Origin of the sequence: Pseudomonas sp. LH1G9, from assembly GCF_002949975.1 — a bacterium.
GTDB classification, from domain to species: domain Bacteria; phylum Pseudomonadota; class Gammaproteobacteria; order Pseudomonadales; family Pseudomonadaceae; genus Aquipseudomonas; species Aquipseudomonas veronii.
Window position 1 is genome coordinate 1,624,856 of the sequence record NZ_CP026880.1, and the last position, 11,826, is coordinate 1,636,681.

At 59.5% G+C, this 11,826-nt stretch carries 11 protein-coding genes; 7 read left to right on the forward strand and 4 right to left on the reverse strand.

Features of this window, described 5'->3' with window-relative positions:
* The first annotated feature begins 10 nt into the window (after positions 1-10).
* The 7 genes from C5F70_RS07785 to C5F70_RS07815 all read left to right on the forward strand — a co-directional run bounded on the left by C5F70_RS07785 (position 11) and on the right by C5F70_RS07815 (position 6,785).
* The gene (locus C5F70_RS07785) at positions 11-271 is read left to right on the forward strand and encodes a YeaC family protein (RefSeq protein ID WP_017848373.1); all 261 of its coding nucleotides are present in this window, start codon (positions 11-13) and stop codon (positions 269-271) included.
* Entirely contained in the window at positions 268-1,098 is an 831-nt protein-coding gene (locus C5F70_RS07790) for a DUF2797 domain-containing protein (RefSeq protein ID WP_104903044.1), read from the forward strand. Before C5F70_RS07785 ends, C5F70_RS07790 begins: the two co-directional genes overlap by 4 nt.
* A gap of 13 nt (positions 1,099-1,111) precedes the next feature.
* Positions 1,112-3,769: an aminopeptidase N gene (gene pepN / locus C5F70_RS07795; RefSeq protein ID WP_104903045.1), complete on the forward strand. Its 2,658-nt coding sequence runs from the start codon at positions 1,112-1,114 to the stop codon at positions 3,767-3,769.
* A gap of 133 nt (positions 3,770-3,902) precedes the next feature.
* On the forward strand, positions 3,903-4,619 hold the full coding sequence (locus C5F70_RS07800; RefSeq protein WP_026140198.1) for a YafY family protein: 717 nt from the start codon (positions 3,903-3,905) through the stop codon (positions 4,617-4,619).
* 51 nt (positions 4,620-4,670) lie between these two features.
* A complete protein-coding gene (locus tag C5F70_RS07805; RefSeq protein ID WP_017848377.1) occupies positions 4,671-5,006 on the forward strand; it encodes a nuclear transport factor 2 family protein in 336 nt (111 codons plus the stop codon).
* 15 nt (positions 5,007-5,021) lie between these two features.
* Entirely contained in the window at positions 5,022-6,128 is a 1,107-nt protein-coding gene (gene zapE / locus C5F70_RS07810; RefSeq protein WP_104904545.1) for a cell division protein ZapE, read from the forward strand.
* Positions 6,129-6,293: 165 nt separating this feature from the next.
* On the forward strand, positions 6,294-6,785 hold the full coding sequence (locus tag C5F70_RS07815; protein ID WP_104903046.1) for a GNAT family N-acetyltransferase: 492 nt from the start codon (positions 6,294-6,296) through the stop codon (positions 6,783-6,785).
* Between the two features lie 100 nt (positions 6,786-6,885).
* Here the strand turns inward: C5F70_RS07815 and C5F70_RS07820 are convergent, their stop codons facing one another.
* The 4 genes from C5F70_RS07820 to C5F70_RS30535 all read right to left on the reverse strand — a co-directional run bounded on the left by C5F70_RS07820 (position 6,886) and on the right by C5F70_RS30535 (position 11,673).
* Positions 6,886-7,107 (reverse strand): hypothetical protein, encoded by a 222-nt coding sequence (locus C5F70_RS07820; RefSeq protein WP_046483715.1) that lies wholly within the window; start codon positions 7,105-7,107, stop codon positions 6,886-6,888.
* A 143-nt stretch (positions 7,108-7,250) separates the two neighbouring features.
* Positions 7,251-9,488, reverse strand: a complete 2,238-nt coding sequence (locus C5F70_RS07825) for a TonB-dependent siderophore receptor (RefSeq protein ID WP_104903047.1) — start codon at positions 9,486-9,488, stop codon at positions 7,251-7,253.
* A 128-nt stretch (positions 9,489-9,616) separates the two neighbouring features.
* A complete protein-coding gene (locus C5F70_RS07830) occupies positions 9,617-11,359 on the reverse strand; it encodes a phosphoethanolamine transferase CptA (RefSeq protein ID WP_104903048.1) in 1,743 nt (580 codons plus the stop codon).
* A 152-nt stretch (positions 11,360-11,511) separates the two neighbouring features.
* Positions 11,512-11,673 (reverse strand): DUF6026 family protein, encoded by a 162-nt coding sequence (locus tag C5F70_RS30535; RefSeq protein ID WP_017848383.1) that lies wholly within the window; start codon positions 11,671-11,673, stop codon positions 11,512-11,514.
* Positions 11,674-11,826: the final 153 nt, after the last annotated feature.

Below are 11,826 nucleotides of genomic sequence, written 5' to 3' on the forward strand. Positions count from 1 at the left end.
AAGAGCCTGAATGTCCTCTTTTGCTGAAATGATCGAAAACATCACCCCGGACATCTACCGGAGCCTCAAGCTCGCCGTGGAAATCGGCAAATGGTCTGATGGCCGCAAGCTCACCGCCGAGCAGCGGGAGCTGTCGCTGCAAGCGATGATCGCCTGGGAGATCCAGAACCTGCCGGAAGACCAGCGCACCGGCTACATGGGAACGCAGGAGTGTGAATCGAAGTCGACCACGGTGCCGAACATCCTGTTCAAGTCGGACGCGATCCATTGATTGAAATCGGTCGCGGTGCAGTCAGCAAAATGTCGGCGCAACTCGGTGTGCCGACCGTTCAATATGCGTTTCGTCTGGGCGATACCGAGGTGCCGGTCAACCCGTTGATCGGTACCCATGTGCGCCTGGAATACCTGGGTGCGATCCATTGCAGCCATTGCGGCCGCAAGACCAAGACCAGCTTCAGCCAGGGTTATTGCTACCCGTGCATGACCAAGCTGGCTCAGTGCGACCTGTGCATCATGAGTCCCGAGCGTTGTCATTACGCCGCCGGCACCTGCCGTGATCCGGCGTGGGGCGAGCAGTTCTGCATGACCGACCATGTGGTCTACCTGGCCAATTCGTCGGGGATCAAGGTCGGCATCACCCGCGCCACCCAATTGCCCACGCGTTGGCTCGACCAGGGCGCCAGCCAGGCGCTGCCGATCGTGCGGGTGTCCACGCGCCAGCAGTCCGGTTTCGTCGAAGACCTGTTCCGCAGCCAGGTCGCCGACAAGACCAACTGGCGTGCCTTGCTCAAGGGCGATGCGCAATCGGTTGACCTCAAGCAGGTGCGCGATGAGTTGTTCGCGTCTTGCGCCGAGGGCCTGGCGAGTTTGCAGGAACGCTTTGGCCTACAAGCCATCCAAACGATTGCCGACATTGAACCGATCGAAATCCGTTACCCGATCGAGCAGTATCCGACCAAGATCGTCAGCTTCAACCTGGACAAGAACCCAATTGCCGAAGGCACGCTGCTGGGGATCAAGGGCCAATACCTGATCTTCGACACCGGGGTCATCAATATTCGCAAGTACACGGCCTACCAGCTCGCCGTGCATCAGTAAAAGGATGCCACCCATGCGTACCGAACAACCGAAGATGATTTACCTGAAGGACTATCAGGCGCCGGACTACCTGATCGACGAGACGCACCTGACCTTCGAGTTGTTCGAGGACCACAGCCTGGTCCACGCGCAACTGGTGATGCGCCGTAACCCCGCACGTGGCGCCGGCTTGCCGCCGCTGGTGCTGGACGGTCAGCAGCTCGAACTGTTGAGCGTGAACCTGGCTGACCGGGAATTGACGGACGCTGACTACCAGTTGACCGACAGCCACCTGACCGTGCAGCCCACGAGTGAGACCTTCACCCTCGACACCAGCGTCAAGATCCACCCCGAAACCAACACGGCCCTCGAAGGCTTGTACAAGTCCGGCGGCATGTTCTGCACCCAGTGCGAGGCCGAAGGGTTCCGCAAGATCACTTACTACCTCGACCGTCCGGATGTGATGAGTACCTTCACCACCACCGTGATCGCCGAGCAACACAGCTACCCGGTGCTGCTGTCCAACGGCAACCCGATTGCCAGCGGTCCTGGCGAAGACGGCCGCCACTGGGCGACCTGGGAAGACCCATTCAAGAAGCCGGCGTACCTGTTCGCGCTGGTGGCCGGTGATTTGTGGTGTGTCGAAGACAGCTTCACCACCATGACCAACCGTTCCGTGGCGCTGCGTATCTATGTCGAGCCGGAAAATATCGACAAGTGCCAGCACGCCATGACCAGCCTGAAAAAATCCATGCGCTGGGATGAAGAAACCTACGGCCGCGAGTACGACCTCGACATCTTCATGATCGTCGCGGTCAACGACTTCAACATGGGTGCCATGGAGAACAAGGGCCTCAACATCTTCAACTCCAGCGCCGTGCTGGCCCGCGCCGAAACCGCCACCGACGCCGCGCATCAGCGGGTCGAGGCTATCGTCGCGCATGAATACTTCCACAACTGGTCGGGCAACCGCGTGACCTGCCGCGACTGGTTCCAACTGTCGCTCAAGGAAGGCTTCACCGTGTTCCGCGACTCGGGCTTCTCTGCGGACATGAACTCGGCCACGGTCAAGCGCATTCAGGATGTGGCGTACCTGCGCACTCACCAGTTCGCCGAAGACGCCGGCCCGATGGCCCACGCCGTGCGCCCGGAAAGTTTTATCGAGATCTCCAACTTCTATACCCTGACCGTGTACGAAAAGGGCTCGGAAGTGGTCGGTATGATCTACACCTTGCTCGGCGCCGAAGGCTTCCGCAAAGGCAGCGACCTCTATTTCGAGCGTCATGACGGTCAGGCCGTGACCTGCGACGACTTCATCAAGGCCATGGAAGACGCCAACGGTGCCGACCTCAGCCAGTTCAAGCGCTGGTACAGCCAGGCCGGTACGCCGCGCTTGGCGGTGAGTGATTCCTACGATGCTGCGGCCAAAACCTACAGCCTGACTTTCCGCCAAAGCTGCCCGGAAACCCCGGACAAGGTGGAAAAGCTGCCGTTCGTGATTCCAGTGGCATTGGGCCTGCTGGACGGCAAGGGCGCCGCTGTCGCGTTGCGCCTGGCCGGTGAGGCAAGTGCTGCCGGCACGTCCCGCGTGATTTCAGTGACCGAGGCCGAGCAGACCTTTACCTTCGTCGATATCAACGAACAGCCGCTGCCTTCGCTGCTGCGCGGTTTCTCGGCGCCGGTGAAACTGAGCTTTGCGTACACCCGTGATCAGTTGATGTTCCTGATGCAGCACGACAGCGACGGGTTCAATCGCTGGGATGCCGGCCAGCAACTGTCGGTGCAGGTGTTGCAGGAGCTGATCGGCCAGTACCAGGCGGGTCAGCCGCTGAAGCTGGATCAGCGCCTGATCGACGCTCTGCGCACGGTATTGAGCGACGAAAGCCTGGACCAGGCGATGGTCGCCGAAATGCTCTCGTTGCCGGGTGAGGCCTACCTGACGGAAATCAGCGAAGTGGCCGACGTCGACGCCATTCATGCCGCCCGTGAATTCGCCCGCAAGCAACTGGCCGACCAGTTGTTCGACGGCTTGTGGCTGCGCTACCAGGCCAACCGCGAACTGTCCAAGCAAACCCCGTATGTAGCGGCTGCCGAGCACTTTGCCCGGCGTGCCTTGCAGAACATTGCGCTGTCGTACCTGATGCTCAGCGGCAAGCCGCAAGTGCTGGCGGCGACGTTGGACCAGTTCGACACCAGCGACAACATGACCGAACGCCTGACCGCGTTGGCGGTGTTGGTGAATTCGCCGTTCGAGGCGGAAAAAGCCAAGGCCTTGGCGGTGTTTGCCGAGAACTTCAAGGACAACCCGCTGGTCATGGACCAGTGGTTCAGCGTGCAGGCCGGCAGCGTGTTGCCGGGCGGGCTGGCGCGGGTCAAGGCGTTGATGGAACATCCGGCGTTCACCATCAAGAACCCGAACAAAGTGCGTGCACTGGTGGGCGCGTTTGCCGGGCAGAACCTGATCAACTTCCACGCCGCGGACGGCTCGGGCTATCGTTTCCTGGCGGACCTGGTGATTCAGTTGAACGGCTTCAACCCGCAGATCGCCTCGCGCCAATTGGCGCCGTTGACCCGCTGGCGCAAATACGACAGCGCGCGGCAGGCGCTGATGAAGGCGGAACTGGAGCGTATTCGAGCTTCCGGTGAACTGTCGAGCGATGTGTTCGAGGTGGTCAGCAAGAGCCTTGCGTAAACCACGCAATTAAAAAAACGGCCGACAGGCCGTTTTTTTTCGTCCCGGATAATCGGCGGCCGAGCGGCTGCTGACATTTTCTGACAGGGTGCTCTGATAAGCTGTGCCACTTTCTTTTTTTGATGGGCTCAACGTGTCGCGTACCACTCGTCTACTGACTTTGCTCCAGGCTCTGCGGGGCAAGAAGCGTCCGGTGACCGCTGCCGTACTGGCGGCGCAGTTGGAGGTGTCCGAGCGCACGCTGTATCGCGACATCGCCGAATTGACCGCGCTGGGCGCACCGATTTTTGGCGAGGCCGGAGTTGGGTATGTGTTGCGCAGCGGGCTGTTTTTACCGCCCTTGATGCTCAACGCCGAGGAAACCGAAGCCATCGTGCTTGGTCTGCGCTATGTGGATCAGCGTGGCGACGATGTCTTGAGCCATGCCGCGGCCAACGCCTTGGCAAAAATTGCCGACGTGCTGGACCCCGCCGCCCAGGAAGCGTTACGCAACCCGACGCTGCTACCTGGCCCGCCAGGGTTCGGCTACCCGGAAAACCGCGTACCGCTCAATGTGTTTCGCGAAGCCATTCGCAACCAGGCCAAGCTGCACATCGATTACGCCGACGCGAGCCAGACCCAGAGCCAGCGGCTGATCTGGCCCCTGGCGCTGGGCTTTCTCAATGAGGTGCGGGTGATCGTGGCCTGGTGCGAACTGCGAGACGCGTATCGCACCTTTCGCACCGATCGCGTGGCTGCCGCCGAGTCCCGCGGCGAGCGCTATCCGGGGCGCCGCAGTGATTGGTTGCGGGGCTGGCGCAAGTTGATGGAGCAGCAGCATTCCTCGCCGTTCACTCCTGACAAAAACTGACACAGCCCTGGTTTAGCATGGCGTCATAACTCATCACAAAGGAGCTGTGCCATGTCCCACGCTGATCTGGCCCCGGCCATCGCCGCCTACATTGCGGCAACCAATGCCTGCGACACTTCGGCCGTCGCCCATTGTTTTGCTGACGACGCCAACGTGTTCGATGAGGGCGCGCATCAGGTCGGCACCGCCGCCATCGCACGCTGGATGGAAGACACCGCGCAGCGTTATCAGCCCAGGGTCGAAGTGCTCAACGTGCAGCATCGCACCGGCAAGGTATTGGTCAGCAATGTGGTTTCCGGCAACTTCCCCGGCAGTCCGCTGGAGCTGCGCTATACCTTTCGCTTGAACGAACAGGGCAAGATTTCACGGTTGGATATCTCCTTGTAAGTCATAATGGCGCGCATGACTTTCGACTCGCCGCTCGCCGCTTATCAATACGCCACCACCCAACTGGGCTTCGTCGCCGACGATGCCCAGCGCCGTGCGGTGGATGCCCTGCAGACCTGCCACCAAGCCTTGCACCAAGGGCGTTCGCCGATTCTCGGGGTTTACCTCTGGGGCCCGGTGGGCCGGGGTAAAACCTGGCTGATGGACCAGTTTTGCCTGAGTCTGCGCGTGCCTGCGCGGCGCCAGCATTTCCATCACTTCATGGGTTGGGTACACCAGCGTTCGTTCCAGCTCACCGGCACCCATGACCCGTTGCAAGCGCTGGCCCGTGAGCTGGCCCAAGAGGTGCGTGTGCTGTGTTTTGACGAGTTGTTCGTCAGTGACATCGGTGATGCAATTATCCTTGGCCGTTTGTTCCAGGTGATGTTCGAAGAAGGTGTGGTGATGGTCTGCACCTCCAATCAACCGCCCGAACAGCTCTACGCCGGTGGCTTCAATCGCGAGCGTTTCCTGCCGGGCATTGCGGCGATCAAGCAGCACATGCAAGTGGTGGCGGTGGACGGTGGCGAAGACCATCGCTTGCACCCGGGTGTCGGCGTGCAACGTTATTGGGTCGATCAGCCGGATGCGCTGGCGGCGGTGTTCGAGCAATTGAGCGAGGGCCAAGCGGTGCGCCATGGCCCGATCAGTGTCGGTCATCGTTGCATCGTGGCGGTGCAGGCCAGCGACACGGTGTTGTGGTGCCGGTATGCCGACCTGTGCGAGCAACCTTTGGCAGCGATGGATTTCATGCTGCTGTGTGATCGTTTCAAGGCGATCCTGTTGGGTGAGGTCCCCAACCTGAGCGCACAAAAGCGACCGGGACGGATTGCCCGAGGCACCGAGGACGGTGTCCAGCGAGTAGCGGCCGGTGATCGCGAATTGCCCGAGTTGTCAGTACACGATGACAGCGTGCGGCGCTTTATCGCCCTGGTGGATGAATGCTATGACCGCAAGGTGCCGCTGTTCATCGAGGCTAAAGTGCCGTTGGAAAGCCTCTACACCGAAGGCTATCTGGAATTCCCCTTCCGACGAACCTTGAGTCGCTTGCAGGAGATGCAATTGCAGCGCTTTGGTGGGTAGGAAAAAGCCTGGTGCAAGTCCTATGGCCGCTTTTGATGCGGGTAACCTTCGCGCCTTCCGGCAGCTATTTGTAGTTAATCTCCTTCATCTGGCGCCTGCTCCACGCTTACAATCGTCCTCCTCAAAGGGAACTGATTCCCTTGTTTGTCGTTATCGAGGACGGAAATGGATACCCCTGAAATCCTGGTGCTGCAAGCCAGCTACACCAATCCTGTGCATGCCGAGGCCATTGCCCTGCTGCTCAATCATTACGCTGAAGACCCAATGGGGGGCGGCCACAGCCTGCCCGCCGACCTGTTGCAACAACTGCCGACTGAACTGGCCAAGCGCCCGCATGCGTTCAGTGTCCTGGCATTCGTGGGCGGCGAGCCTGCGGGATTGGTCAATTGCTTTGAAGGGTTTTCCACCTTCGCCTGTCGTCCGCTGGTCAATGTCCACGATGTCGCCGTGATGAATCGGTTCCGGGGCCTGGGGCTGAGCCAGAAAATGCTGCAGAAGGTCGAGGAAATCGCCCGTCAGCGTGGCTGCTGCAAGATCACCCTGGAAGTGCTCGAGGGCAATGCTGTGGCGCAGTCGGCGTACCGCAAGTTCGGTTTTGACGACTCGGTATTTGATCCGGCCCATGGGCGTATGTTGTTCTGGAACAAACCACTGTAATAAGGCACAGGCAAAAAAAGGCGCCATTGAATGGCGCCAAGTTAACCTTTGCCAACAGAGCGGATTGGCACAGGGTGATGCGAGTTAAATAAAAGTTAACTTAACTTTTAGGTTGTGCCTCGGTGCTGGATTGATCAGCTGTGTCGCGCTTTAAAGTTTTACCGTCAGCGGAGGCAGTTTGTTCATTGCTGCCGTGGAGTTTCTGCTGCGTGAAGGTGAAGTTATTGTAGAACTCCTTCGAGCGCTCCGAGCCGCCTTCTGCAAAAGCCGCCGCGGAAGTCAGGGTCAGCAGGCCGGCAAGCATCAAAATCGAGGGTTTCATCAAGGTGTTCCCATTCAGTGTGGTCGGTATCCGCTCGGTCCTTGATCAGATTCATGGGGCGATTGTGCGGGCAGCTTATTAAGTGGGTATTAACGTGGAGAACTCCCGAAGTTAACAATGTTGTTAACTTCGGCGGAGGGCGGTTAGAGTTTCCAGTCGAGAGCCAAGGTTATCGAGCGCGGGTCGCCCCAGTACACGCCATTATAAAAACCGACGCGTTCATAATATTTTTCATCGAATAGATTATTGACGTTAACCGAAGCCGAAACATGCTCGTCGAACTGGTAGCGCGACATCAGGTTGACCACGGTATAGGCCTGTTGGGTGATCTTGGTGGATTCGGTGAGCAGGTAACCCTCTTGGTCCCGGCCGCCGATCGGCCGTTCGGCGAAGTCGTAGAAGTCGCTCTGCCAGTTCACCGCGCCGCCCACCGTCAACCCGCGCCATTCGCCCGGTAAACGATAGGCTGTCGACACCTTCAGCATATTCATCGGCTGGCCAGTGTTGTTGCGTTGTTTATCGCCGTTGAGCGAATGGGTGTAGGTGTAGCCCGCCGTGAGGTTCCAGTCCGGCATGACTTCGCCGGACACCTCCACTTCAAAGCCCTGCACCTTGTTGCCCTTGCCACCGGATTTGTAGAACTGCTCGCGGGTGATCGGGTCCGGCGGGGCCGCATTGTCGAGTTCGGCGACGTTATCCTGGGTGCTCCAGAAATACGCGGTGGCCAGGTTCAAACGCTCGTTGAGCAGGCTGCCCTTAAGGCCGATTTCGTAGTTACTGCCGACCACTGGTTCGAGGTATTGCTTGCTGGCGTTGCGCTCGTCCTGCGGGTTGAAGATGTCGGTGTAGCTGGCGTACACCGTGTATTCCGGCGTCAGGTCGTAGAGCAGGCCCGCGTAAGGTGTCCACATGTCTGTGTGGGTCTGGCTGGATTTGCTTGAGGCGGTCAATTGATTGTCGAGGTTGTACGTGGGCGAGGCGCTTTCGATTTCCCAGCTGCCATAGCGGCTGCCCAGTACCGCATGCAGCGTGTCGGTCAAGCTCAAGCGTGTGGCGAGGTAGCCGGCCTTTTGTTTTTTGCTGCTGTGTTCGCCCTTGAGGCCGGTGGTGCGGTCGGGGAATTTGCCGATGCCGCCCATGTGTTTCCAGTCTTCGATGGTCTCGTAGCCTTGGGGCGTTGCAAAACGTTGGAAGGGTGACGTGTCGCGCTGCTCGGATTCGCCATAACCCAGCATCAACGCATGCTCGCGCCCCAACAGCGCGTAGGTGCCGGCCAGGTTGAAGTCGACCACATCCATTTTCGAGGTGCCGACCATCTGGTTGGTCCAGGCCGTCATGCCGCTGCCATCGGCATTCGGAAAACCGGCGCCGCCGTAATACACCTTGCCGTCGGTATCGCTTTGCCGATGGGTGTAGGCGGCTTTCAGGCGCCAGTCCGTCGCCAGTGTGTGATCGATGGAGGCGAAGGTGGTCTTGTCCTTCAGGGGCCAGGAGCTCCAGTCGGCCGCGAGGTTGGCCGAGCGCGACAGGCGGGCCTTGCTGCCGTCGCTGTTCCAGTAGGGCAGGGTGCCCCAGGAGCTGCCTTGCACGTGCTTGTTCTGGTAGTCGAAGCCGACGGCTACCACGGTGTCGTCCGTCAGGTCGGCCTCCAGAATGCCGTAGCCGACTTCCCGTTGCAGCGCGTAGTTGTCGCGAAAGGATTGGCTGTCACGGTAAGCCATCACCGTGCGCCCGCGCAGCCGTCCGTCAAAGGCCAGCGGGCCGCCCACATCCAGGTAGCTGTAGTAGTTGTCATGGCTGGCGCCGCTGACGCCGGTCTTGGCTTGCCATTGCGCGGTCGGGCGCTTGCGGATCATGTTGACGGTCGCCGAGGGGTCGCCGGCACCGGTCGTCAGGCCGGTGGCGCCGCGTACTACTTCGATACGGTCGTAGATGATGGTGTCCGAGTCGGACTTCATGCGCCCGAACGTATTGAGCATGCCGTCCACCTGGAAGTTATTGATCGAATAACCCCTGGAGGAATACCCGGCCCGGTCCGAATCCAGATGCTGGACCGTCACGCCGGTGGTCTGGCGCAAAGCGTCGGTCAGGGTATTGAGATTGAAATCGTCCATCTGTTGGCGGGTGACCACCGAAATGGATTGAGGCGTTTGCTTGATCGACAGGTTCAGCCGGGTGGCGGTACTCATCGAGCCGGTGGTATAGGCCCCGGTGTGCTCGGTATTGGCGCCCAGGCCTTCGGCGCTGATGTGGGTGCTGCCCAGCTCCAGGGCGGTGGCGGGTGTCTGTTCGGGGTCGGTTTCAGCCAGCAGTTCCGGGCTGAGCGCCAGGCTGAACAGGCCGAGGGTAACGGTCATGGAACGGGTAAAGGGCGCGAACATCGCGGAAGACTCCTTGTCGTCTTTGCGGCCTTCTCAGTATGAAAAGGCCTTGGCTCAAAGACGAAAGGAGGCGTGGAACTTTAGGTGTAAACGAGAATGATTGTTATCGTTCTGTTACAAGGCGGTATTTACTTGAGTGCCACGCCGTCGTTTTCGGCCGTCTTCGGTTTGATCAGGCCAAAGTCGATCAGCGCTTTCTGCTGGCGCTCATAGGGGTTGCCGATCAACAACGGGCGCGGTTTGAAGCTGTCGCTGACCAGGCTTTTGCTGTGGTCCAGCTCATCAAAATTCAGGCCGGCCAAGTCGGCCCAGGTGTGGATCAACTGCGAGCTACTGTAGGGCCGTTGCAGGTCGCCGGCAAATTTCCAGTCGTGGGTTTCGCGCCATTTCGGTGAGGCGTAGGCCATGAACGGGATGGTGTACATCGGCGCCGTCGGCTTGCCTTCGTTGCGGCCCAGGGTGGTGTGGCCGGCGGAGTCGAATACGTCTTCACCGTGGTCCGACAGGTACAGCAGGAAACCGTTGGGGTCGGTCTTGGCGTAGTCCTTGATCAGGCTCGACACCACGAAGTCGTTGTACAGCACCGCGTTGTCGTAGCTGTTGTAGATCGGCAACTGGGCATCGGTGATAGCGTCCGGAACACCCTGGCGATCGGTGAACTTCTCGAAGGTTGGCGGATAGCGGTACTGGTAGCTCATGTGCGTGCCCAGCAGGTGGACCACGATGAGCTTGCGCTCGGCGGGGTCGGTCAGGGCCTTGGCGAATGGCGCCAGGACGTCACCGTCATATTGGCGGGCGTTCTGGTTGCGGTTGTTGTTCAGGTAGACCTGCTCGTCGGCCTGTTCGGAAAAGGTCGTGAGCATGGTGTTGCGCTTGGTCATGGTCTGCTGGTTGGTGATCCAGAAGGTCTTGTAACCGGCCTGTTTCATCACGCTGACAATCGACGGCGTCTTGAGGTACAGGTCCGGGTTCTCTTCGTCGGCGAAGGTCAGCACCTGTTGCAGCGCTTCAATGGTGTAGGGGCGCGGGGTGATGACGTTGTCGAACACGGCCAACTGGTCACGCAGCTTGTCCAGCTCCGGCGTGGTATTGCGCGGGTAGCCATAGAGGCTCATGCGTTGGCGGTTGGTGGACTCGCCGATCACCAGCACCAGGGTCGAAGGCTGGCCGGCCATGCTGTCCTTGAGGTTTTTCAACGGCGGGATCTGGCTGGCGCTGGTCAGCATGCCTTGCATGTTGTCCAGTTGCTCGGTGTAGCGGCGGTAGGCGACGATCATCTGCCACGGCACAGCCGGCTCGATGCGGGTTTCGAAGCGGTCGATGGCCAGTTCCATGGTTTCGCTCGTGGCGATCTGCTTGACCAACGGGTAGCCGACGACGGCCAGCACAATGGCTACCGCTGCCAGTATCGACTGGCCGCGCGGCAGGTAAACCGGGCGCAAGCGCGTCCACAGGAAGATGGCGAAGGCGGTGTGGGCAATGAATGCCAGCACGATCCACCAGGCGAAATATTGGGTGGCGTATTCGCCCGCTTCAGAAATGTTCGACTCGAACATGATGAAGATGACGCTCTGGGAGAATTCCTGCTGATAGATGAAGAAATAACCCAGGCTGGCCATGGAGCAAGCCCACAGCACCACTCCGATCAAGGCGGCCAGCAGGCGAGTACGGCGCGGGAATAACAACATCGGCGCCAACCACAACGCACTCATGAAGAAGGCTTGGCGAAAGCCACTGAAACCGGAAGTGCCGGTCAGTTGAATCAGCAGTTGGGTAATACCCGAGAAGTACCAGAAGAACAGGAACAGCCAACCCAGGCCGGCCCAATCAAAACCTTTCGCAGACGTAGTGCTGCGTTTGAACATCGCCATCCAGCGCTCCAACCCGATAATTTTTCAGCTGACGCGCAGGGACGCACGCAGCAGAGGCCGCCCTTGTGTAAGGCGGCCCTTCGGGCGCGAGTATCGTGAAGGAGATGTGAAAACTTTGTGAGTTTTTTGTAGGAGTTACCTTACAAAACCGCTCAGCAGAGGGCGGGCTGTGTGCTGGAAGGCTGATCCAGCTGGCCTTGCAGGTGCGAGCGCAGGCGCAAGACTTCCTGTTGCAGTTGGTCGCGTTCGGCCTTCAATTGGCGCAACTCGTCGCGACGGATGCTGACGTAGAGGGTCTGTGGCGGGCGGGTCATCTGTGCTGTGCTCATTGCTTACCTCGCAAATAGCCGGTAGATCGCGGTGCCAGAACGCATGATTGGAGGTTCTGGGCATCAGTCGGAAGCAATTCTGGATTCTTTTATGTATCAAGGGAACTTTTTTATTTTTGGCGGTCGTGTGACTTTTGC